The sequence below is a fragment of the Mesorhizobium sp. RCAM 06353 genome (assembly GCF_059683585.1).
Map to the genome: position 1 here is coordinate 2919881 of NZ_CM185031.1, position 21541 is coordinate 2941421.

Below are 21541 nucleotides of genomic sequence, written 5' to 3' on the forward strand. Positions count from 1 at the left end.
CTCCGTCCGTCGTTTGCCGGATGATAGCGGATTTGCGGCATCCGTCACCTGATGTTCTCCATCCCTGCTTTTTCCGGCCCTGCTTTTTCTGGGATGAAACGCGGGGCACTTGGCGTTAGTGTTGCATTCTCACCCCTCAAGGAGGCTTCGATGCATAAAAGAATGCTGATCCAGGCGGCGACTGCCCTTGTCGCGCTGCAGTTCTTCGCCGTCCCGGTGTACGCGGCGGGCAGTAGCGGTGGCAGCGATGCCACCGTCACCCAGTGCAAAAAGGGCGAAGTCTGGGACAAGAAGAAGAAAAAGTGTGTCGCCCCCCAGGAAGGCATGCTGGACGACGACAGCATCTATGATGCCGGTCACGCGCTGGCGATGGCCGGCCGCTATGACGAGGCGATCGCCGTCCTCAGTCTCGCCGCCAACAAGCAGGATCCGCGCATCCTCAACTATCTCGGCTACTCGCACCGCCATTCCGGCCGGGTCACCGTCGGCCTCGGCTATTACGAGGAAGCGCTGCGCATCGACCCGAACTACACGCTGGGGCGCGAATATCTCGGCGAGGCGCATCTGCAGATCGGCGATTTGGCCGGCGCCCAGCAGCAGCTGATGGAAATCGAGAAGCGCACCGGCAAGGGATCGCGCGAATACGGCATGCTGTCCGAGCAGATCGACCATTTCATGCGGAGCTGATCAGGCCCCGGTACTTTCCGAAGCGGCCGCGAGCGATCGCGGCCGCTTTTTGCTGCCCCCGTCTCGTTGAAAGCGGGGATGATTTTTGCAAAACCGATTTTTGGACGTGAAAAACCCGGAAAGATTGCTATATCTTGGGAAATTGCGGTGAAACGGTTCCGTTAGCCCGAGGCTGCCGGATCCGTTTTCTTTTTGTACCCATCGACAAGGCTTTCCCCGAAACGCGGGGGTGGCGGCAGGAAAGGTCAGGCATCATGAACAAGGTCCCGATGACAGGCGAGGGGTTCGCGTCATTGAAGGAAGAGCTGCGTTGGCGCCAGCAGGAAGAGCGGCCGCGCATCATCGAGGCGATCTCCGAGGCGCGCTCGCATGGCGACCTTTCCGAAAATGCCGAATATCACGCCGCCAAGGAGGCGCAGAGCCTAAATGAGGGCCGCGTCAACGAGCTCGAAGACTATATCGCGCGCGCTGAAGTGATCGACGTCACCAAGCTCAGCGGCGAAAAGGTCAAGTTCGGCGCCACCGTGGTGCTGGTCGACGAGGATACCGAGGAAAAGAAGACCTACCAGATCGTCGGCGACCAGGAAGCCGACGTGAAGTCCGGCCGCATCTCGATCTCATCGCCGATCGCCCGCGCGCTGATCGGCAAGGAAGTCGGCGACGCCATCGAAGTCAATGCGCCCGGCGGTGCAAGGGGTTATGAGATCGTCCAGGTGCAGTTCATCTAAGCGCCAAAGGCGAGGGCACTGGGCTCTTTTGCCCAATTCCAAACGCCGCGCTGCCCCTCATCTGGCTGCCGCCATCTTCTCCCCGTGAACGGGGAGAAGGACGCCGTCATTGATGGTTTCGCCAATTTTCAACGTTGCAAGAAGGGCGTCAGCGTTGCGGGCCAGCTTCTTTCGCCCCGTTTACGGGGAGAAATGCCCGGCAGGGCAATGAGGGGCGGCGCTGACCTTCCCAATTGAATTGATTGAGAAAATTAACTCTTGGCGGGGTCGGCCCGACCACGTGTCTGGCGCTCCAACAGCCTGTCTGCTTCCGCCACCACCTCAGCCGCCGTCACACGACCGCCTGCCGGGGCTAGTAGCGTCGACGCATAGGGCCCGCGGGGGCCGGTCAAACCCGGTTCCGTCGCCAAAAACACCGCCACCGTCGGCAGGCCGAAGGCGCTGGCGAGATGGGTCAAGCCGGTGTCGGCGCCGATGACCAGGGTCGAGCGGCCGAGGATGGCTGCGATGTCTGCCAGTGGCGATTTCGGCACGACGACAGTGGATGGCACGGCCTTGGCGATCGCTTCAGCTACCGTCTTCTCACGCTCGTTCGACCAGGTGGTGACCGGCGTCATGCCGCGCTCGACCAGCAAGCGGGCGGTTCCGATCCAGTCTTCGACAGGCCATTTCTTGTCCTCGCGGCTGGTGCCGTGCAGCAGGAACGCGGTTTTTCCGGTGATGGCGGCGAGATCGCCGGGCGGCGGCACAATGCCGGAAGCGAGCGTCGACAGATCGGGCTGGTAGCCAAGCGCCAGTCCGAACAGCCGCCGTGTCCGTTCGATGGCGTGCTGGTCGCGCGGCACGGCATAGGTGACGTCATAGAACAGCGTCGCCGAGGGTTCGCGCGCGCTCGACCGGTCGAAGCCGGCGATCGGCGCGCCCGCCTGCCGCGCCACGAAGGCCGATTTCAGCAGGCCCTGTGCATCGATGACGAGGTCATAGCGGCATTCGCGCAAGGTGCGGCGCAGCGCGGCCGCCTCGCGCCAGGTGCCGCCGCTAAACAGCGCCTTGCGCCAGCGACGGATGGCGACGGTGTGGACCCTGCCGATCGCCGGATGCAGCGCTACGATGCCGGCGAACGCCTCTTCGACGCACCAGTCGAAGGACACGTCCGGCCGGTTCAGGTTGGCGTCCTCGACGGCCGGAAAGGTGTGGATGACATCGCCCATCGACGATGTCTTGACGATGAGGACCTTCATGCCGCGGCCGGGAGTTCCAGCAGCCGGTCAGCCGCCGCCGCGACCTGCCCGATTTGCAATGTCTTCAGGCAGTTGAGATGGCCGAGCGGGCAGACCTTCTGGTGGCAGGGCGAGCAGGACAGGCCGAGCCAGACCAGCTCGCGCCGTTCCGCCAGCGGCGGCGTGTTCTCAGGCGAGGTCGAGCCATAGACGGCGACGATCGGCGTGCCGACGCCCGCCGCGACATGCATCAGCCCGCTGTCGTTTGAGACCGCCAGCCTTGCCGCCGCGATCAGGTCGATGGCGTCCTCCAGCCGCGTCTGGCCGGCAAGGTCGACAACGCCGGGGGCAAGGCTTGCTATCTCCGCCGTCACATCGCGGTCGTTCTTCGAACCGAACAGGGCGACTTTCAAGCCTTTATCCATGAACTCGCGGGCAAGGCCGGCATAGCTTTCGCTCGGCCAGCGCTTGGCCGGGCCGAACTCGGCGCCAGGCATCAGGGCCACAAATCTCCGTGGCGCCAGTCCGAAACGGTCGAGCAAAGCGGCCTGATTGCCGGCATCCACGGTCAGGTGAGGCGCGCGGAAACTGCCGCCCTTGGCGAGGCTGAAATAGGCCTGCGCGGTGCGCCGTTTCACGGCATCCGGCAGCGGCACGATGTCGGTCAAAAGGCCATAGCGCATCTCGCGCAGATGGCCGAAACGGCGCGGAATGCGGGCAAAGAACGGGATCAGCGCCGATTTCCAGCTGCCGGGCAGGATGTAGGCCATGTCGTAGCGGCCGCGCAGCAGGCGGCCGAAGCGGCGGCGATGGGTGAATTCGAGCGCGCCGGGCTTTAGCGGAAAGTCGATCTGCTGGCGGATTTCGGGCATGCGCTTGACCAGCGGTGCCGCCCAGGCCGGCGCCAGCACGTCGATCGCGGCGTTGGGATGCAGTTCCTTCAGCGCCGAAAACAGGCACTGCGCCATCACCATGTCGCCCACCCAGCGTGGGCCGATCACGAGGATCGTTGGGCTTTCAGCCATTCGACATAGTCTCTGACACCGGTTTCGACTGTCCGGAATTGGCCATTATAACCGGCCGCGCGCAAACGGGACATATCAGCTTGCGTGAAGCTCTGGTAGCTGCCCTTGAGGTGGTCGGGGAAGGGGATGAACTCGATCTCGCCCTTGCCCAGCGTATCGATGACCGTTTCGGCGATGGCCCGGAACGGCTGGGCGCGGCCGGTGCCGCAATTGAAGATGCCGCTCGAGCCGCGCTTCCACAGCCACAGATTGACGTCGGCGACATCACCGACATGGATGAAATCGCGGCTCTGTTCGCCGGGGCCGAAGCCGTCATAAGCGCCGAACAGCTTCGGATTTTCGCCGCGCTCGACCTGATTGAACAAATGGAAGGCGACCGAGGCCATGGCGCCCTTGTGCGTCTCGCGCGGTCCATAGACATTGAAATAGCGCAGGCCCGCGACCTGCGAATGATCGGTATCGAACACAGTGCGCCTGACATAGTCGTCGAACAGTTTTTTCGAATAGGCATAGACGTTGAGCGGCCGCTCGAGCGCCGGTTCTTCGCGAAATTCCGAACCGCCGCCGTAGACGGAAGCCGAGGAGGCGTAGAGGAAGGGTAGGCGCAGTGCCTGGCAGGCATGCAGCAGCCGCTTCGAATAAGCAAAATTCACCTCCATCATGAACTTGCCGTTCCACTCGGTGGTGGTCGAGCAGGCACCCTGGTGGAACACGGCTTCGATGCGGCCGAGCGAGCCGGCCTCGATGCGGGAGAGAAAATCGTCCTTGTCGAGATAGTCTGATATGCTGAGATCGGCGAGATTGGCGATCTTGTGGCCGTCCGTCAGGTCGTCGACGACCAAGATGTCGTCATGCCCTTCGGCATTGAGCGCGGCGACGATGTTGGAGCCGATCATGCCGGCGCCGCCCGTGACGATGATCATGAAGGCCTCTGGTTGCTTGCGATTCCGGTCCTTATAAGGGAGGCCAGCCGGGCTGTCGACAAAGCAGGTGCGCCCGCTATCTCGCTATGTTCTTACTTGTCTGTTTTGTCCATTTTATCTATTATGCGCAAAACAGAGTGTGCCATGAAGCATTATCCATCGACCGATCTGAAACAGAACCTTGGAGACGTGCTTGCGGCCGCCAGCCAGCAGCCCGTATCCATCACGCGTCACAACAAGCCGAGATACGTCCTGATGAGCATCGAGGCTTACGAGGCTCGCTTCGTCAATGACAGCCGCCGCGCTTACGCTGCCAAGGACGCCCCGTCCGAACATGTCGAGATGCTCGAGGAATACTCTGCGGAATTGGACCGTGATTAAACCGGTCGCCGCGGACGTCTGGCGATATCCATATCTGTGGCACCGCCAACATGGAGACGGCGAGACCGAAGGTCGCAAGACACGACCTGTCGCCTTCGTGGCTGTCCTTCCCGGGAAAGCCGGCGGCACTAATCTCTTTATCCTTGCAATCACTTCAACGCAGCCCGGCCGCGATCGCATCGCTGTTGGCGTTCCGGAAATTGAACGCCGCCGTGCCGGCCTTGACCCTATCCCCCTTTGGGTCATAGTCGACGAATACAACCACGATATCCTGGAATCTTCAGCCTACTTCGAACCAGGTGCGCGCATCGGCGCATTCAGTCCGTCATTCCACAAAAAAGTCATGTCCGCTTTCATCGCGGTTGTCCGCGCAGGCCAATCTAAAGCTATCCCACGGGCTGACTGAACGGCCTGCAGGGCAGGATCACAAGGGGCAAAAAATGCCGTCGACCGAACTGCTCATTGCGTTTTTCGCTACCACGGCGATCTTCGCCTACATCCCCGGTCCGGCCATGCTCTATGCCGCGGCGCAGACGATGGCGCGCGGGCGGTGGTCGGGACTGACGGCGGCACTTGGCATTCATCTTGGCGGCTATGTGCATGTCTTTGCCGCTGCCGCCGGCCTGTCGGTGCTGTTCCATGCCGTGCCGCCCCTCTACATGGCGGTCAAGCTGGTCGGCGCGCTCTATCTGATCTGGCTCGGTGTTTCGCTGTTCCGCAAGCGCGCGGAAGGCGATATGGCGTTGCCGGTCCTCGAGCGGAAATCGGCGCGCCGCGCCTTTTTCGAGAGCATCACCGTCGAGGTGCTCAATCCCAAGACGGCGATCTTCTTCATGGCGTTCCTGCCGCAGTTCATCGACGCCTCGGCGGCGCTTCCGGTCTGGCTGCAATTCGTGGTGCTGGGAACCATCGTCAATTTGATGTTCTCCTCGGCCGACATCGTCTGCGTCTTCCTCGCCGGAATGGTGATTGGCCGGCTGCGGCGTTCGAGCCGCGCGCAGCGCTTGATGCAGCGGGCGGGCGGCGCGGTGCTGGTCGGGCTCGGCGTTCACGTTGCGCTGCAGAAGAGCTGACCGCTCGGAGTGTGCTGGTCCTGTGCTGCCGTTGCGCTGCGCGGATTTGCGGTATATCGGCAGGCATGACGATCCGGCCCGTAAATTGACAATTTTCAGCACGACACAGATCAGCCTTTCCACACATTGCCAGTGACATGATCAAGCACAATCCGCCTTCCCCCGAACCCCTGCACCGCGCCATTGCGCGCTTTGGCGACGTTGCCGTGCTGGTGGTCGGCGACCTCATCCTCGACCGCTTCGTCAACGGCGTCATCGAGCGGATTTCGCCGGAGGCGCCGATCCCGGTGCTGCATGGGCGCGGGGAAAGCTCGGCCATGGGCGGAGCCGGCAATGTCGTGGCCAACATCATTTCGCTCGGCGCGCGCGCCATTCCGGTGTCGGTGATCGGCACCGACACCGCCGGCGACAGCCTGGTGCGGATGCTTGGCGAGCTTGGCGCCGAGACAGTGGGGCTTTCGCAGCAGCGCGGCCGCATGACGTCGTCGAAGAGCCGCTTCAGTGCGCTCAACCAGCAAGTGCTGCGTTTCGACGAGGAAGAGATCAAGCCGCTCGACGAGGCGGAGCGGGTCGGGCTGATCCGGCATTTCCGTGCCGCACTTGCGGGCGCCGACATCGTCATCCTGTCCGATTACGGCAAGGGCATCCTGCTCGACGGCGTCGCCGCCGAACTGATCGCCATCTGCCGCGAGGCGGGCAAGCCGGTGCTGGTCGATCCCAAGGGCCGTGACTATGCCCGCTATGCCGGTGCGACCGCCATCACCCCCAACCGCAAGGAACTTGGCGAGGCCGTTGGCCATGCAGTGTTTGCCGATGACGAGATCGTCGCGGCCGCTCGCGAGCTGATTGCGGCGCATGGCTTCGACTTCGTCGTCGCCACCCGCAGCGAAAAGGGCATGAGCGTGGTTGGCCCGGACGAGGCGCGCCACATCGCCACCCAGGCGCGCGAAGTGTTCGACGTTTCGGGCGCCGGCGATACGGTGATCGCGACGTTCGCGCTGGCGCTGGCGTCGGGTGCCGATCCGGTCGCTGCGGCCTCGATCGCCAATGCCGCCGGCGGCGTCGTGGTCGGCAAACGCGGCACCGCGCGGCTGACGGTGGAAGAGCTTACCGGCGCGCTGTTCCGCTCGCACGGACCGACCGCCCACAAGGATGCCATCCTCGATGCCGCATCGGCCGCGCGCATGGTGGCGGCCTGGAAGGAAGAGGGCCTGAGCGTCGGCTTCACCAATGGCTGTTTCGACATATTGCATGCCGGCCATGTCAGCCTGTTGCATGCGGCGCGCAGCCAGTGCGACCGGCTGGTGCTCGGCCTCAACAGCGATGCCTCGGTGCGGCGACTGAAAGGGCCGGGCCGCCCGGTCAACGACCAGCATGACCGCGCCTGCGTGCTCGCGGCCCTGGCCTCGGTCGACGCGGTCGTTGTCTTCGAGGAAGACACGCCGCTGGCGCTGATCGAGGCGCTGCTGCCCGACATCCTGGTCAAGGGCGCCGATTATACGATCGACACCGTGGTCGGCGCCGATGTCGTGCAGAAGGCCGGCGGGCGCGTCGTGCTGGTCGATCTCGTCGCCGGCAAGAGCACCACCGGCACCATCGGCAAATTGCGCGCCGGCTCCACAAACTGAGGTTTTGATGTCTGAACTGAACGACTATCTGGTCCGCTCGGCGGCCGCGATCACGGCGATGGTCGAGCGTGACCTGACCGGCGAGATGGAGCGGGCGGTGAGTGCCGTGGTGACGGCGCTTTCGTCGGGCAAGGCGTTGCTGATCGCCGGCAATGGCGGCTCGGCCAGCGACGCCATCCATATCGCCGGCGAACTGGTCGGCCGCTTCCTCAAGGAGCGCAAGGCCTACAATGTCATCGCGCTGCCGGCCAATGCCGCCGTGCTGACCGCCTGGGGCAATGACTACGGCTTCGATACGGTGTTCTCGCGCCAGGTCGAGGCGCATGGTGCGGCCGGCGGCGTGCTGCTGGCGATCTCGACCAGCGGCAATTCGCCGAGCATCCTCGCCGCCGCCGAACAGGCGCGGATGATGGACATGAAGGTGATCGGACTGACCGGCGAAACCGGCGGCAAGTTGAAGCCCTTGTGCGATATCCTGCTCAACGTGCCCTCGACCTCGACGCCGATCATCCAGCAGGGGCATCTGTGCCTCTACCATCATCTCTGTGAAGTGGTCGAAGCGCGCCTCAGCAATGGCTGACAAGGTGGTGACGCCGCTGACCGAGCCGGGTGTGTGGGTCGAGCGGATCGGCGACAGGGTTTTCCCGCAGCACCTGCCGGCGCTGTTCCTCGACCGCGACGGCACCATCAACGTCGATACCGACTATCCCAGCGATCCGGCCGAGATCGAGCTGCGCGACAATATCGTGCCGGTGATCGCGGCGGCTAACCGGACGGGCATTCCGGTCGTCGTGGTCACCAACCAGTCCGGCATCGCGCGCGGTTATTTCGATTGGAGCGTCTTTGGGGCGGTGAATGGCCGCGTGCTCGAGCTGTTGGATGATCAGGGCGTGTTCGTCGACATGGTGCTGGCCTGCGCCTACCACGAAGCGGGGGTCGGGCCGCTCGCCATAGCGGACCATCCGATGCGAAAGCCCAATCCGGGCATGCTGATCGAGGCGGGCAAACGCCTTGATCTCGATCTCCAGCGCTCGCTGATGGTCGGCGACAAGCTGGCCGACATGCAGGCGGGCCGTCGCGCCGGTCTGGCACAGGGCTGGCTGGTCGATGGCGAGGCGGCGATTCAACCCGGCTTCGCCATCAGATCCCTTCGGGACAGCGGCGACCTCGATGGCCTGGTCGCAGCCATTGAAGCGCTTGGCCGGGACAACAGGTCCTGATCCAGGCCTGAGGGCTCACATGGGATCGTTGCGTTCCGAAGCTTCGTAGAGCTTGGCCTCGGTGGCGAAGGAATAGATCATCACCGACATCGAGTAGACGAAGCCATGCCGGCCGCACAGGAAGTAGCGCTTGGCCAGGTAGAATTTCAGGAAGTTGCCGAATGGCGACAGGACCAGCCGCACCAGGCCCGGCTTCTTGCCCTTCTCGACCAGCGTGACGGCCTTGAGGCCGGAATAGGCGTTGGCGCGGGCAAGATCCTCCTCGACCGATATTTCGCGGCGATGCAGCAGGACACCCGCTTCGATCGTGCCGGTCTCGCCCGGCACGTGGAAGGCTTCGTGCACCCGTGCGCTGAGATCCATGGTGGCGCCCTGCCTACGGAAAAGCCGCATCAGCCTGTTGTGCAGCACCCAGCGGTGCGCATAGCCATAGCCTTTCAGCCAATCGCGGCGGCGGATGTACCATCCGCTGATCTTGTCGTCGGCGGCCTGCGTGATGGCGACGATCGACCGCCGCAGCCGGTCGTCGACGCGCTCGTCCGGGTCGATCGAAAGACACCAGGGCTGGGTGGCATGGTCGAGCGAGAATTGCCGCTGACGCGGAAAACCCGGCCAGTCATTGTGCAGCAGCCTTATCGGGTAGCCCTTGGCGATATAGCTTTGCACGCATTCGATGGTCCCGTCGGTCGAGCCGGAATCGACGACGATAATCTCGGCGCAGAAGTCGATGCTTTCCAGGCACGGGCCGATCATGTCGGCCTCGTTCACGCAGATGATAAGCGCCGAGACCGGGCTTGCAAATCGAGTCATGGTCCCCTTCCCATGGCGGGCCGCCCCCGGAACAGACGCCGCTTGCGCCAGTTTTCAAGCAATTCCCGATGGAAAACCGTTACACACTTTTTCAGGAATTGCTTAAGAAACCAAGCAGGCGACGAAGTCCGGCAGAGCCGTCCAGCTTTGTACATCAGCGTCTGTCGAATACCAACGCGGCGCCGGTGTGGCGAAGCTCAGGAATTTGCCGGCGCACCGGCATTCGCCTGGCCTCAGGGGCGCTCGAAGGAAACCAGGCCTTCATCCTTGACCCGGCGGATGGTGAGCGCGGTGCGCACCGTGTCGACATTCGGCGTCGAGGTCAGTTCCTCGATGACGAAGGTCTGGAAGGCGCCGAGGTCGCTTGCCACGCAGTGCAGCAGGAAATCGGATTCGCCCGAGACCATCCAGGCGTCGCGCACGATCGGCCAGCCGCGCGTGCGTTCAGCGAAGGTGCGCAACTCGGCATCGGCCTGGTGATGCAGCCCGACCAGGCAGAAGGCGACGACATCGAGGCCGAGCGCAGGCGCATTGAGCAGCGCGCGGTAGCCGCGGATGATGCCGGCTTCCTCCAGCCGCTTGACCCGGCGCAGGCAGGGCGGGGCCGAAATGCCGACGCGGTTCGACAGTTCGACATTGGTCATGCGCCCGTCCGCCTGCAACTCGCGCAGAATCTTCCAGTCGATGGCGTCGAGGTCGGCTTTCAGCGGCATGGCGGTCTCAGCTCGGCGCAAGATTCTTTCGCGATTTTGTAATTAAACGACTTTTGTGTTGGCGCCAGCCCTTATCAACGCGATTTTTGAACGGTAACGAAAGCGGCGATCGTGCGAATAACCGCTTGGGCCGAAGCTTTCCGGGGACGACGGCCCGTTCGTCTTGCTGGCGTGGTTGGCAACCCTTACATTAACCGCGAATTCCACGTCTTTCTCCAAGGCACCCCGTTGTCTGCCCCGCAGAGGCTCTAAATGACCCCCAAGCACGCGCCTGTTCTTATCATCGGTTCCGGCCCGGCCGGCTACACCGCGGCGGTCTATGCCGCACGCGCCATGCTGAAGCCGATGCTGGTCGCCGGCCTGCAGCAGGGCGGCCAGCTGATGATTACCACCGATGTCGAAAACTATCCCGGCTTCGCCGACCCGATCCAGGGGCCGTGGCTGATGGAACAGATGCTCAAGCAGGCCGAGCATGTCGGCACCGACATCATCAACGACATCATCACCGAGGTCGACCTCAACGTGCGGCCGTTCCGCGCCAAGGGCGATTCCGGCACCACCTACACGGCCGACGCGTTGATCATCGCCACCGGCGCGCAAGCCAAATGGCTGGGCATTCCGACCGAGCAGGATTTCATGGGCTTCGGCGTCTCGGCTTGCGCCACCTGCGACGGCTTCTTCTATCGCGGCAAGGATGTCGCGGTGGTCGGCGGCGGCAATTCGGCGGTGGAGGAGGCACTCTACCTGTCGAACCTCGCCAAGAGCGTAACGGTCATCCACCGGCGCAGCGACTTCCGCGCCGAGCGTATCCTGCGCGAGCGGCTGCTGAAGAAGGACAATGTGCGCGTCATCTGGGACACGATCGTCGACGAGATCACCGGCCGCCCCGGCAAGGCGCCGCTGCCGCCGTCGGTCGAAGGGCTGAAGCTCAAGCACGCGGTGACCGGCGCCGAAACGCATCTCAAGGTCGACGGCGTGTTCGTGGCGATCGGCCACGCACCGGCGGTCGAGCTGTTCGCCGGCAAGCTGAAGCAGAAGCCGAATGGCTACCTGTGGACGGCGCCGGATTCGACCCGCACCGACGTGCCCGGCGTGTTTGCCGCCGGCGACGTGACCGACGATATCTACCGCCAGGCGGTGACGGCCGCGGGCCTCGGCTGCATGGCAGCGCTCGAGGCGGAAAAGTATCTGGCCGGCATCGAAGTGCATCGCGAGGCAGCGGAATAGGGGCCGCTGTAAAACTGTTAAAAAAACGGCTTAGAAACGCCGTGTAAAAGCCTGATTTTTCATTCAGACGCCAAACAGAACGAGGGGAACCATGGCGTTGGACTGGGACAAGCTACGCGTGTTTCACGCTGCAGCGGAAGCGGGGTCGTTTACGCATGCGGCCGAGACATTGCATCTGTCGCAATCGGCGATATCGCGGCAGGTCAGCGCGCTCGAGCATGATGTCGGCGTGCCGCTGTTCAATCGCCATGCGCGCGGCCTGGTGCTGACCGAACAGGGCGAGATGCTGTTCCGCACGGCGCATGACGTGCTGATGAAGCTCGAGACCATCAAGTCGCGCCTGACCGAGACCAAGGACCGGCCCTCCGGCGTGCTTCGCGTGACGACGACCGTCGGTCTCGGCGCGGGCTGGCTGACCGAGCGGGTGCAGGAGTTCATCGAGCTCTATCCGGAGATCAGCCTGCAGCTGATCCTCGCCAATGAGGAACTCGACCTCACCATGCGCCAGGCCGATTGCGCCATCCGGCTGCGCCAGCCGCAGCAGCCGGACCTGATCCAGCGCCGCCTGTTCACCGTGCATTTCCACCTCTATGCGGCACCCTCCTATGTCGCCAAGCATGGCAAGCCGGCCTCGGTCTCGGAGTTGAGAAACCATCGCATCGTCACCTTCGGACTGCCGGTGCCGTCGCACCTGTCGGAGTTGAACTGGCTGGAGACGGTCGGTGATTTCGAAGGCGGCCAGCGCGTGCCGTCGCTACAGATCAACGACATCTTGTCGATCAAGCGTGCCGTACAGGGCGGCGCTGGCATCGCCATGCTGCCGGACTACGTGATCAGCAAGGATTCCGGCCTGGTGCAGCTTTTGCCGGAAACCGAAGTGCCGTCCTTCGACACTTATTTCGCCTATCCGGACGCGATGAAGAACCAGGCCAAGCTGCACGTGTTTCGCGATTTCATCATTGCGAAAGCCAGAAGCTGGTCATTTTAAGCCCAAGCGAATGATCGGCAGCGCTGGTAGGGGAATCTATTCGCCCCGCCAAGGCGACAGGCGCGGCAGCCAGCCGGGGACGTTGGGGCGATAGGTTTCATAGTCGGCGCCGTAGCGGCGGGCGAGCGTCGGCTCCTCGTAGAGCCTGACGAAAGAGCCCATGACAACAGCACCGATGACGGCGTAGGCGACAAGCGTCCAGCTCGAGAACAGCAGCGCCTGGCCGATGATGATCGACAGTACGGCGACATACATCGGATTGCGGACGTGGCGGTAGATGCCGCCGATCACGAGCTTCTCGGTCGGCGCGACGGGGGCCGGCGTGCCCAATCCCTCGAGCGCGAAGCGGGCGAAGGCATGCAGCAGCGCGGCGACTGCTGCGACGATGAGAACGCCGCCGGCAAGGACGAAGCCCGGTACGGTGGACCACGGCAAGCCCCAGCGATCGCTGAGCAGCCAGGGGACAAGTCCGGCCACCACGCCCGGTGCTGCAATCAGGAAAATAGCGCTGCCGGCAATCGCCGAAAACGTCCGCATTGGCTGCTTCCCCTCCATTGCCTTAGAAATGAACGCCTGCTGCCTGCTTCCGCATCATTGCCCGGTTTTGTCATTTCGGAACGAAAACCGGCCGCAATTCGCGAGTCTGTAGTGATAACGACCCAGCCGCGTGCCCGTTTCGGCGATTTTTGCTGGTCCTATTGGCTTCCGGAATGGGTTAGACCACAGCCTGCATCTTTTTGCATGCGTGTGTTGCAAAATAGATGCTTGTTTCTTGGGCATGAAGAGCAGATATATAGATCATCTCCTGGGCGCGTTCTCCTCCCATTAGCGCCCTCGAGTGTTCCCCTCTGGAGGTTAGCCTTAACAGGCACTTCCAATCAAACTCAGCCGGATCTTCGTTGATCCGGCTTTTTTGTTGCCCAGCCCCTGCCTGGGCGGCTGAGAATTTCACGAGAATTGCCGCGTAACAGTGTCATGTAACCTCTGGTAACATGACAACGATGCCTTCCGCTGCTATGTAGAGCATAGGACGCGGTGTGGTGCGGACGGGAGATGGGGGCATCACTCGTACGGCCCGGGCTCAGGCGGCTACCGCGTCCGAACCTTTTTCCGCCGAAAGCGCGGCTTCTGCACATGCGGCGGACCTGCCGTTTCCCCTCCCGAGAAAACGGTCCGCGAACAAAACGACGTCCGGCTGCCCGGGCGTCGTTTTTCGTTTTTTGCCCCCTCGAACTTCGAGGGGGCGTTATATCGGGATCAAGATTACGCGGCCTTGCCGTTGGCGTTCATCGCTTCGTCGGCGAGACGGCCGGTGAGTTCGGCCATGTGATCGAAGGAGGCGCGATAGCTGGCGACGCCCGCCGTCGCCGAGCGCAGTTCGATGATCAGGTCGCCGATTTCGGCCTGCGGCATGGTCGCCTCGACGACATCCCATCCCGGCCAGTCGGGCCGCGCGTCATAGCCGAGGATCTGGCCGCGCCGTTGCGGGATCAGCGCGATGATCTTCGAGGTCGCGTCGGATGGCGTGACGATCTCGACCTTCATCACCGGCTCCAGCAGCACCGGCGAGCAGGCGGCCATGCCTTCCTTCATCGCCAGCTTCGCCGCCATCTGGAAGGCCATGTCGGAGGAATCGACCGCATGGTAGGAGCCGTCCGACAGGTTGACGGCGACGTCGACGACGGGGAAGCCGAGCGGGCCGGTCTTCAGGTAGTCGCGCACGCCGGTCTCGACCGACTGGATGTACGTCTTCGGCACGACGCCGCCGGTGATGGTGTCGGTGAACTGGAAGCCGGAGCCGCGCGGCAACGGCTTGATCTCGATCACCACATCGCCGAACTGGCCATGGCCGCCCGACTGTTTCTTGTGGCGGCCGCGCTGCTGCACCGGTTTGCGGATCGTCTCGCGGTAGGGCACTGCCGGTGCGTGGCCTTCGACCGGGATCTGGTTCTTGCCCTCCAGCCGCTCGCGCACGACGCGCAGATGCATCTCGCCATGGCCAGACAGCACCGTCTCGGCCGAGTCCTGGTTGTGGCGCAGGCTGAGCGAGGGATCTTCCTCGGCCAGCCGCTGGATGGCGGCCGACATCTTGACCTCGTCCTTGCGTTCCTTCGGCCGCAGCGCGAAGGCGAAGACCGGCTGCGGCGGCTCGAACGCGAACAGCTGTTTGGTGCCGCTCTTGGCCGAGGTCAGCGTCTGGCCGGTCTTGACCTCGTCCAGCTTGCCCAGCGCCACGGTGTCACCGGCCTTGGCCGCGGTGAGCTTGAACTGGTCCTTGCCGAGCATCTTGTAGATGCCGGAAACCTTCGCCGTGTCGCCGCCAGGCAGCCATAGTTCCGAGCCGTCGGCGACCTGGCCGGACAGGATGCGCGACACCGACAGCTTGCCGCCATGCGGCGTGTGGATGGTCTTCATCACCTGGACCACCGTAGCGCTGCCATCGGCCGCGCCGAGCCGCTTGCGGGTCGCCTCGATGTCGGGTGCGTCGTGGCGGATCGCCTTCAAGAGGCGCAGCACGCCATTGCCCTTCTCGGCGGTGCCGATCAGCACCGGCGTCACGGCGCCATCGCGCAGATCGGCGGCAAGGTCGTCGAAGATCGCGTCCTTCGGCGGCTCGATCTCTTCCAGCAACTGTTCCATCAGCTGGTCGTCATGGTCGGCCAAGGTCTCCAGCATGGAGAAGCGTGCTTCCAGTTCGCGCGCCTTGTCGTCGCCCGGTATCTGAGCCACCTCGCTCTCGGCATATTCGCGGTAGATGTAGGCGCGCTCCAGCGCCAGATCGATCGAACCGATGACGACGCCGTCCTTGCGCAGCGGAATCTGGCGTAGCAGGAGCGGCACCGAGCTTGCCGGCTGCAGCATCTTCAGCGTGTCGCGCACGCCTGCGATCGCCTTGTCGACCTTGTTGAGGAACAGGATGCGCGGCACGCCGAGATCGTCGAGCTTGCGCATGATGAGCTGCAAAGCAGGGATCTTCTTTTCGTCGGCCTCGGCCACGACCACTGCGAGATCGCAGGCGGCCAGCACCGGTTCGGCCTCGAAGGAGAATTCGATCGAGCCGGGACAATCGACGAAGGTGATCTGCTCGCCCATGAATTCGGTGGTGGCGATCGTCGCCTCGACGCTCATGGCGTGGGCGCGCGCCTCCGGCGAATGGTCTGAAACGGTACTGCCCGATGAAACGGGATTTTGTCGGGGAATTGAGCCCGTACGGGCCAATATGGCTTCGAGAAGTGTCGTCTTACCGCTTGCAAAGGGACCGACTATGGCAATGCATTTCGGTCCCGTGCGTCGTCCTCCGGCGCGAGTACCCATGGCTGACCTCCACTCAGGCGTTTCCCTAGGGACCGACTGGCATGCATGGTTCAGGCGTGGTCAATCGGTCCTGAGCGGCGGCCGGCCTGTTCGACCGTCGCGGGCGGGGTTCTTTTCCTGTCGCCACCTGCCCAAAAGCATCGTCCCACTTGTTTGCCGGCAGGGCAAGGGAAATAGAAATCCGGTGCCTTGCGGCGTCCTCAGGTGTTCAGCGTCAGCTGGCCGAGGCGAACCATGGCCGGTGCGCGGTTGCGCGGTTCCCGATATCGGAGGAAGGTGACGCTCACAGTCAAGGAACAGGAGCGCAACGGCCCCTGGCACCGACTTCCACACAATCGAGGATCAGACGATGAAGTTCATTGCTTGCGGCAGCGTGCCGACCATCATAGCGCCGGAAAAATACTTCACCGGCCGGATTCTGCAGACGCCGATCATAGAGGCGGAGGCGCCGGCGCGGCTGAGAGCGACGCTGGTCAGTTTCGAGCCGGGCGCGCGCACCCACTGGCACACGCATCCGCTCGGCCAGACGCTCTATGTCACCTCCGGCGCCGGGCTTGCCCAGACGTTGGGTGGCCCGGTGCAGGAGATCAGGGCCGGCGACGTCATCTGGTTCGCGCCCGGCGAGAAGCACTGGCATGGTGCCGGACCGAAGACGGCAATGACGCATATCGCCATGCAGGAGGCGCTCGACGGCGTCCATGCCGACTGGCTGGAAGCCGTGACCGCTGAGCAATATGGCGGCTGAGTGCTGCGGGCTTATTCGGGCCGCAACATCCTGAGAAACAGCGCCGAGAGGTTTGCTGCGAGTTCGCCGCCGTCCTAGATGGCTGCGAAATCTGAACGTCTGGACAGACCATGCCGAAGAACCGCCTGCCGCTCGTTGCCGCCGTCTATCTCGGCTCGTTCGTCGCTTTGCTCGACGTCAGCATCGTCAATGTCGCGCTGCCGACCATCCAGCAGGCGCTGCACACCGATTTCGGCGGCCTGCAATGGGTGGTCGACGCCTACACGCTGTGCCTGTCGGCCTTCATGCTGTCGTCGGGACTGATCGGCGACCGCTATGGCCGCAAGCGCTCGTGGCTGGCCGGCGTCGGCATCTTCGTCGCCGGTTCGCTGATCTGCGCCATCGCGCCCAATTTGCCGGCGCTGCTGGCCGGCCGGGTGGTGCAAGGCATTGCCGGCTCGCTGCTCATTCCGGGTGCATTGTCGATCCTGACGCAGGCCTTCCCGGATCCGCGCGAACGGGCCGGCGTCATCGGCGGCTGGGCTTCGTTCGCGGCCGTTTCGCTGCTGGTCGGTCCCGTGTTGGGCGGCATATTGGTGCAGACCGTCGGCTGGCAGAGCATCTTCCTGATCAACCTGCCGCTTGGCCTGGTGACGATCGTGCTTGGCGCCATTTCGATCAACGAGACCGCGCATCCCGAACATGCCCATCTCGACCTTATCGGCCTGGCGCTTTCGATCCTGTGGCTCGGCGCGCTGACCTTCGGCCTGATCTCGGCCGGCGAGGCGGGCTGGAGCGATCCAGGGACCATCACGGCCATCATCGCGGGTGTCGTTGGCCTGGCGGTGTTCCTCGGCTTCGAGGCGCGCACGGCACGGCCGATGCTGCCGCTCAGCCTGTTCCGCGACGTGCGCTTTGCCGTCGCCAATGTCGCTTCGTTCGCGCTCGGCTTCACCTCCTACTCCAGCGTCTTCTTCTTCTCGATGTTCTTGCAGCAGGTGCAGGGCTGGTCGCCGACACAGACCGGCCTGCGCATGGCGCCGGCCTTCATCGTTCAGATGGTGGTGTCGCCCTGGATCGGCCGGCTGAGCGCCCGCTATGGACATTCGCTTTTGATGACGGCGGGCTATGTGCTGATCGGTCTTTCCTTGCTCGGCATGTGCTGGGCCGGGCCGTCGACGCCTTATGCGGTGCTGTGCGCTCTGTTCGCCATCAACGGCCTCGGCAACTCGCTGGCGATCCCGACGGGCAGTGCTGCCGCGATGTCCTATGCGCCACGCGAGCGCTCCGGCATGGTGTCGGCGGTCATCAACGCCACCCGCCAGAGTGGCCTTGCTATCGGCATCGCCCTGCTTGGCGCCCTCATGAGCATGCGGGCGACCAGTCTGCTGACCGGATATCTCAGCGATGCCGGCGTTGCCAATGCCCAAGCGGTGGCCCGCGCCGCCATATCGCGGCACGATTTCTCAAGCGATGCCGTCATCGGCGAGAGCGGCGTGCATCAGCTGTTCGCCGCAGCCTATGCCGGCGGCTTCCACGCGGCGATGGTGACGGCTGCGATCGGCGCGTTCCTTACCGCTGCCCTGTTGATCGCCGTCCTGGCGCCAGCCGAGGCGCGCTCGGCCCGGGAGGCGAAGCAGCAGGCGTGACGTTTCTCGACAACAAAAAACCCGGCAGTGACGCCGGGTTCTTCTGTTTAAGGTTTTAACCGATCAGGTCAGCGACGCCGTAAAACGCTGGATGCGCGTGCAGGCTTCCTCGAGCAACGTCTCCGAGGTTGCGTAGGAGATGCGGAAGTTGGGGCCGAGGCCGAAGGCCGAGCCGAACACCACCGCCACACCTTCGGCCTCGAGCAGTTCCGAGCAGAAGGCCTCGTCGGTGTCGATGACCTTGCCGGCCTTGGCCTTCTTGCCGATCAGCTGGGCGCAGGACGGATAGACATAGAAGGCGCCTTCGGGCGACGGGCATGTGATGCCGCGCGCCTGGTTGAGCATCGAGACGACCAGATCGCGCCGGCCCTGGAAGATCGCCTTGTTCTTGGCGATGAAGTCCTGCGGGCCGTTGAGCGCCTCGACCGAGGCCCATTGCGCGATGGTGCAGGCGCCCGAGGTCTGCTGACCCTGGATCATGTCCATCGCCTTGATCAGCTGCACGGGACCGGCGGCATAGCCGATGCGCCAGCCGGTCATGGCATAGGCTTTCGAGACGCCGTTCATGGTCAGCGTGCGCTCGTAGAGCTTCGGCTCGACCTCGGCGATGGTCTTGAAGACGAAGTCGCCATAGGTCAGATGCTCGTACATGTCGTCGGTCAGCGTCCAGACATGCGGATGCTTCAACAGCACGTCAGCCAGCGCGCGCAGCTCCTCTTCCGTGTAGGCGGCGCCCGACGGGTTCGACGGCGAGTTCATCAGCAGCCATTTGGTCTTTGGCGTGATCGCCTTTTCCAGTACCGTCGCCGTCAGCTTGAAACCATTGTCGATCGAGGTGTCGGCAAACACCGACGTGCCGCCGCAGATCGCTACCATTTCGGGGTAGCTGACCCAGTAGGGGCGCGGGATGATGACCTCGTCGCCGGGGTTCAGCGTCGCCATGAAAGCGTTGAACAGGATTTGCTTGCCGCCGGTGCCGACGATGGTCTGCTCGGGCTTGTAGTCGAGATTGTTCTCGCGCTTGAACTTTTTCGCGATCGCCTCGCGCAGCGGCACGATGCCCGAAACCGGCGGGTACTTGGTCTCGCCACGGCGGATCGCTTCGATCGCCGCATTCTTGATGTTGTCGGGCGTGTCGAAATCCGGCTCGCCGGCGCCGAGGCCGATAATGTCACGGCCGGCATTTTTCAGCTCGCGGGCTTTCTGCGTCACCGCGATGGTGGCGGAAGGCTTTACGCGGGAAAGGGTGTCGGCAAGAAAGGCCATGACCTTTTATCTCTCCTGAAAGGATCGGCGCGGCCAGGAGCGGCCGCGGCGCTTCTCATGTCGCATGATTTCGCTCAGTGCAAGCATTGTTGGCTGATCCAGCCGTCAAGTGGCTGTGATTGGGAGCTGATCGGCAACACTAAATTCATTAACGGGCGGTAGAGGCTTGCATGACAGGATCGCAATCCAATTGCGGAGCGAGGAACCGTGTCGCGCAGCATCGGGCTTGCCCATATCATCCGTCATGATGACGGCACCTCTACCGGTGTCTGGGGTATCTACACGCTGCAAAGTGCCTTCCAGCCGATCTTCGCCTTCAAGGAGGGCAAGCTGTCGGTTGCCGCCTTCGAAGGGCTGATCCGGCCGTTCCGCGACGGCGAGCCGCAATCGCCGATGGCCTTCTTCTCGACCTGTCCGGCCGCCGACCGACTGCATGTCGAGGCGCTGACCAGAACGCTGCATCTGCTCAATGCCGGCGCCTGCCTGCCGCAGGAGGCGTCGATCTTCGTCAATTTCGACCCATCGGTGTTCACCGAGCGGTCGGTCGCCGACAATGCCTTGCGCGAAATGCGGCTGGTGCTGCACGAGGCCGGCATCGATCCGGGCCGCGTCGTGTGCGAGGTGACCGAGCAGAGATCGGCATCGCAGGAGGCCCTGCATGGCTTTGTCGCCGCGCTCAGGGGCAACGGCTTCCGCATCGCGGTCGATGATTATGGCTCGGACGATTCCGACATCAACCGCATCAAGGAGTTGAAGCCCGACATCGTCAAGTTCGACGCCTACTGGATCACGCAGCTGATGGAATCCGGCGCCGGCTTCGCGCTGTTGTCCACCATGGTGAAGAGCTTCGAGGACCAGGGCATCCGCACGGTGTTCGAGGGCATCGAGGAGGGATGGCAACTGGAGCTCGCCGAAAAGTCCGGCGCTTCGATGGTCCAGGGCTTCGTGCTGGCGCGGCCGGAACTGGCGCCGACCAGTTTCCGCGTTTTCGGCAAAACCGCGCCGGAAGCCGCCCCCGTGACTGCCGCACCGGCGGCTCCGGCCTCGCCATATGCGGGGCGGCCGGCAAAAGCCTTCGGGCGCCGGGTTGCGCCATGAGGCTCGAGCGGCGGCGCAATGTCGGCGACGCGATCTTCGCCGACGAGATCGGCATCGAATATGGCGTGCGTGGCGAATACCGCTTGCGCAGCGCCTACCAGCCGATCTTCGCGCCGCTTGGGCGTTCGCTGCACGCGGTGGCGGTCGAGGGCCTGATCGAGCCGCACCGTGCCGGCCGGGCCGGGTCGCCGCGGGCATTCTTTGAAAGTGTTGCGGCAGCGGACCGGCTGTTTGTCGAGACCATGTGCCGGGTGCTGCATCTCAGGAATTTCCGCAACATCGGCGTCGACGGGCTCGACCTGTTCTTCAACTACAATCCGATGATCAACGACCATTCCGGGCGGGCGCTGGCCGAGATCCGGCTGATGAGCCGGCATCTCAGCGAGCTCGGCCTTGCCCCCGGCATGCTGGTCTGCGAAATCACCGAACAGGCGGCGGACGACGCGGTTCTGGCCCGGCTGGTGCGCGAAATGCGGCGCGACGGCATCCGCATCGCCATCGACGATTTCGGCACCGGCCATTCGACCGAGGAGCGGGTGAGCCTGCTCAAGCCCGATATCGTCAAGATCGATGGCGGCTGGTTCGCGGAGTTCTGCCGCCACGCCGCCGCCGAACGGTTCTTCCGGCCGCTGGTCTCCAGCCTGCACGACCGCGGCGCCAGGGTGCTGGTCGAAGGCATCGAGCAACCCGTCCATCTGCGCGTCGCGCTCGAAGCCGGCGTCGACCTGCTGCAGGGCTTTCTTCTGGCTCGGCCGGCGCTGGCCGGCACCATCTTCAACGAGGAGCCGCTGGTGATCGACGCGCTGCTGGGCTTCGATAACAAGGTCGTGCCCCTCTTTGCCAGGGCTTTGCATCAGCGGCGCTGA

General features: G+C 63.7%; 22 protein-coding genes. 14 read left to right on the forward strand and 8 right to left on the reverse strand.

Annotation, left to right across the window (positions count from 1 at the left end):
- The first annotated feature begins 150 nt into the window (after positions 1 to 150).
- Positions 151 to 687 (forward strand): tetratricopeptide repeat protein, encoded by a 537-nt coding sequence (locus tag AC56QX_RS13870; protein WP_497116646.1) that lies wholly within the window; start codon positions 151 to 153, stop codon positions 685 to 687.
- A gap of 254 nt (positions 688 to 941) precedes the next feature.
- Positions 942 to 1415: a transcription elongation factor GreA gene (gene greA / locus AC56QX_RS13875; protein ID WP_023767588.1), complete on the forward strand. Its 474-nt coding sequence runs from the start codon at positions 942 to 944 to the stop codon at positions 1413 to 1415.
- Between the two features lie 251 nt (positions 1416 to 1666).
- Here the strand turns inward: greA and waaC are convergent, their stop codons facing one another.
- From waaC to rfaD, 3 genes are read right to left on the reverse strand one after another with little or no spacing between them, the layout of a single operon-like run.
- A complete protein-coding gene (gene waaC / locus AC56QX_RS13880; RefSeq protein ID WP_497116648.1) occupies positions 1667 to 2656 on the reverse strand; it encodes a lipopolysaccharide heptosyltransferase I in 990 nt (329 codons plus the stop codon).
- Positions 2653 to 3660 (reverse strand): lipopolysaccharide heptosyltransferase II, encoded by a 1008-nt coding sequence (gene waaF, locus AC56QX_RS13885; protein WP_497116649.1) that lies wholly within the window; start codon positions 3658 to 3660, stop codon positions 2653 to 2655. Before waaF ends, waaC begins: the two co-directional genes overlap by 4 nt.
- Complete coding sequence (gene rfaD, locus AC56QX_RS13890; protein ID WP_497116652.1) at positions 3633 to 4583, reverse strand: ADP-glyceromanno-heptose 6-epimerase; 951 nt, start codon at positions 4581 to 4583, stop codon at positions 3633 to 3635. Before rfaD ends, waaF begins: the two co-directional genes overlap by 28 nt.
- Positions 4584 to 4727: 144 nt before the next feature.
- On the opposite strand from rfaD, the gene AC56QX_RS13895 reads away from it, so the two are divergent.
- From AC56QX_RS13895 to gmhB, 6 genes are all read left to right on the forward strand, one after another.
- Positions 4728 to 4964, forward strand: coding sequence for a type II toxin-antitoxin system Phd/YefM family antitoxin (locus AC56QX_RS13895; RefSeq protein ID WP_096449180.1), 237 nt, complete (start codon positions 4728 to 4730; stop codon positions 4962 to 4964).
- On the forward strand, positions 4957 to 5370 hold the full coding sequence (locus AC56QX_RS13900; protein WP_497116654.1) for a hypothetical protein: 414 nt from the start codon (positions 4957 to 4959) through the stop codon (positions 5368 to 5370). The genes AC56QX_RS13895 and AC56QX_RS13900 overlap by 8 nt, the downstream gene beginning before the upstream one ends.
- Positions 5371 to 5404: 34 nt before the next feature.
- Complete coding sequence (locus AC56QX_RS13905; RefSeq protein ID WP_497116656.1) at positions 5405 to 6037, forward strand: LysE family translocator; 633 nt, start codon at positions 5405 to 5407, stop codon at positions 6035 to 6037.
- Positions 6038 to 6174: 137 nt separating this feature from the next.
- Positions 6175 to 7665, forward strand: a complete 1491-nt coding sequence (gene rfaE1 / locus AC56QX_RS13910) for a D-glycero-beta-D-manno-heptose-7-phosphate kinase (RefSeq protein WP_497116657.1) — start codon at positions 6175 to 6177, stop codon at positions 7663 to 7665.
- A gap of 7 nt (positions 7666 to 7672) precedes the next feature.
- Entirely contained in the window at positions 7673 to 8245 is a 573-nt protein-coding gene (locus tag AC56QX_RS13915) for a D-sedoheptulose-7-phosphate isomerase (RefSeq protein ID WP_497116659.1), read from the forward strand.
- Positions 8238 to 8885, forward strand: a complete 648-nt coding sequence (gene gmhB, locus AC56QX_RS13920) for a D-glycero-beta-D-manno-heptose 1,7-bisphosphate 7-phosphatase (RefSeq protein WP_497116661.1) — start codon at positions 8238 to 8240, stop codon at positions 8883 to 8885. The genes AC56QX_RS13915 and gmhB overlap by 8 nt, the downstream gene beginning before the upstream one ends.
- 15 nt (positions 8886 to 8900) lie before the next feature.
- Here the strand turns inward: gmhB and AC56QX_RS13925 are convergent, their stop codons facing one another.
- The gene (locus AC56QX_RS13925) at positions 8901 to 9695 is read right to left on the reverse strand and encodes a glycosyltransferase family 2 protein (RefSeq protein WP_497116663.1); all 795 of its coding nucleotides are present in this window, start codon (positions 9693 to 9695) and stop codon (positions 8901 to 8903) included.
- Between the two features lie 233 nt (positions 9696 to 9928).
- Positions 9929 to 10408, reverse strand: a complete 480-nt coding sequence (locus AC56QX_RS13930; RefSeq protein WP_019860544.1) for an Lrp/AsnC family transcriptional regulator — start codon at positions 10406 to 10408, stop codon at positions 9929 to 9931.
- Positions 10409 to 10660: 252 nt separating this feature from the next.
- Here AC56QX_RS13930 and trxB point away from each other — a divergent pair, with 252 nt between their 5' ends.
- Positions 10661 to 11635, forward strand: coding sequence for a thioredoxin-disulfide reductase (gene trxB, locus AC56QX_RS13935; protein WP_497116665.1), 975 nt, complete (start codon positions 10661 to 10663; stop codon positions 11633 to 11635).
- A gap of 91 nt (positions 11636 to 11726) precedes the next feature.
- Positions 11727 to 12623, forward strand: a complete 897-nt coding sequence (locus AC56QX_RS13940) for a LysR family transcriptional regulator (RefSeq protein WP_172225574.1) — start codon at positions 11727 to 11729, stop codon at positions 12621 to 12623.
- A gap of 36 nt (positions 12624 to 12659) precedes the next feature.
- Here the strand turns inward: AC56QX_RS13940 and AC56QX_RS13945 are convergent, their stop codons facing one another.
- Entirely contained in the window at positions 12660 to 13160 is a 501-nt protein-coding gene (locus tag AC56QX_RS13945; protein ID WP_497116668.1) for a methyltransferase family protein, read from the reverse strand.
- 726 nt (positions 13161 to 13886) lie between these two features.
- Positions 13887 to 15938, reverse strand: a complete 2052-nt coding sequence (locus tag AC56QX_RS13950; RefSeq protein WP_497116670.1) for an elongation factor G — start codon at positions 15936 to 15938, stop codon at positions 13887 to 13889.
- Between the two features lie 349 nt (positions 15939 to 16287).
- On the opposite strand from AC56QX_RS13950, the gene AC56QX_RS13955 reads away from it, so the two are divergent.
- Entirely contained in the window at positions 16288 to 16683 is a 396-nt protein-coding gene (locus tag AC56QX_RS13955; RefSeq protein ID WP_497116671.1) for a (R)-mandelonitrile lyase, read from the forward strand.
- 110 nt (positions 16684 to 16793) lie between these two features.
- Complete coding sequence (locus AC56QX_RS13960; protein WP_497116673.1) at positions 16794 to 18311, forward strand: MFS transporter; 1518 nt, start codon at positions 16794 to 16796, stop codon at positions 18309 to 18311.
- 63 nt (positions 18312 to 18374) lie between these two features.
- Here the strand turns inward: AC56QX_RS13960 and AC56QX_RS13965 are convergent, their stop codons facing one another.
- Positions 18375 to 19577 carry a pyridoxal phosphate-dependent aminotransferase gene (locus AC56QX_RS13965; protein WP_497116675.1) on the reverse strand — a complete coding sequence of 401 codons (1203 nt, stop codon included), beginning with the start codon at positions 19575 to 19577 and terminating at the stop codon, positions 18375 to 18377.
- Between the two features lie 207 nt (positions 19578 to 19784).
- On the opposite strand from AC56QX_RS13965, the gene AC56QX_RS13970 reads away from it, so the two are divergent.
- Positions 19785 to 20675 carry an EAL domain-containing protein gene (locus tag AC56QX_RS13970; RefSeq protein WP_497116677.1) on the forward strand — a complete coding sequence of 297 codons (891 nt, stop codon included), beginning with the start codon at positions 19785 to 19787 and terminating at the stop codon, positions 20673 to 20675.
- Positions 20672 to 21541 (forward strand): EAL domain-containing protein, encoded by an 870-nt coding sequence (locus AC56QX_RS13975; RefSeq protein WP_497116679.1) that lies wholly within the window; start codon positions 20672 to 20674, stop codon positions 21539 to 21541. The genes AC56QX_RS13970 and AC56QX_RS13975 overlap by 4 nt, the downstream gene beginning before the upstream one ends.

Coding starts and splice junctions, on each gene's coding strand:
- AC56QX_RS13870 (WP_497116646.1), top strand. CDS start 151: ATGCATAAAAGAATGCTGATCCAGGCGGCGACTGCCCTTGTCGCGCTG.
- greA (WP_023767588.1), top strand. CDS start 942: ATGAACAAGGTCCCGATGACAGGCGAGGGGTTCGCGTCATTGAAGGAA.
- waaC (WP_497116648.1), bottom strand. CDS start 2,656: ATGAAGGTCCTCATCGTCAAGACATCGTCGATGGGCGATGTCATCCAC.
- waaF (WP_497116649.1), bottom strand. CDS start 3,660: ATGGCTGAAAGCCCAACGATCCTCGTGATCGGCCCACGCTGGGTGGGC.
- rfaD (WP_497116652.1), bottom strand. CDS start 4,583: ATGATCATCGTCACGGGCGGCGCCGGCATGATCGGCTCCAACATCGTC.
- AC56QX_RS13895 (WP_096449180.1), top strand. CDS start 4,728: ATGAAGCATTATCCATCGACCGATCTGAAACAGAACCTTGGAGACGTG.
- AC56QX_RS13905 (WP_497116656.1), top strand. CDS start 5,405: ATGCCGTCGACCGAACTGCTCATTGCGTTTTTCGCTACCACGGCGATC.
- rfaE1 (WP_497116657.1), top strand. CDS start 6,175: ATGATCAAGCACAATCCGCCTTCCCCCGAACCCCTGCACCGCGCCATT.
- AC56QX_RS13915 (WP_497116659.1), top strand. CDS start 7,673: ATGTCTGAACTGAACGACTATCTGGTCCGCTCGGCGGCCGCGATCACG.
- gmhB (WP_497116661.1), top strand. CDS start 8,238: ATGGCTGACAAGGTGGTGACGCCGCTGACCGAGCCGGGTGTGTGGGTC.
- AC56QX_RS13925 (WP_497116663.1), bottom strand. CDS start 9,695: ATGACTCGATTTGCAAGCCCGGTCTCGGCGCTTATCATCTGCGTGAAC.
- AC56QX_RS13930 (WP_019860544.1), bottom strand. CDS start 10,408: ATGCCGCTGAAAGCCGACCTCGACGCCATCGACTGGAAGATTCTGCGC.
- trxB (WP_497116665.1), top strand. CDS start 10,661: ATGACCCCCAAGCACGCGCCTGTTCTTATCATCGGTTCCGGCCCGGCC.
- AC56QX_RS13940 (WP_172225574.1), top strand. CDS start 11,727: ATGGCGTTGGACTGGGACAAGCTACGCGTGTTTCACGCTGCAGCGGAA.
- AC56QX_RS13945 (WP_497116668.1), bottom strand. CDS start 13,160: ATGCGGACGTTTTCGGCGATTGCCGGCAGCGCTATTTTCCTGATTGCA.
- AC56QX_RS13950 (WP_497116670.1), bottom strand. CDS start 15,938: ATGGGTACTCGCGCCGGAGGACGACGCACGGGACCGAAATGCATTGCC.
- AC56QX_RS13955 (WP_497116671.1), top strand. CDS start 16,288: ATGAAGTTCATTGCTTGCGGCAGCGTGCCGACCATCATAGCGCCGGAA.
- AC56QX_RS13960 (WP_497116673.1), top strand. CDS start 16,794: ATGCCGAAGAACCGCCTGCCGCTCGTTGCCGCCGTCTATCTCGGCTCG.
- AC56QX_RS13965 (WP_497116675.1), bottom strand. CDS start 19,577: ATGGCCTTTCTTGCCGACACCCTTTCCCGCGTAAAGCCTTCCGCCACC.
- AC56QX_RS13975 (WP_497116679.1), top strand. CDS start 20,672: ATGAGGCTCGAGCGGCGGCGCAATGTCGGCGACGCGATCTTCGCCGAC.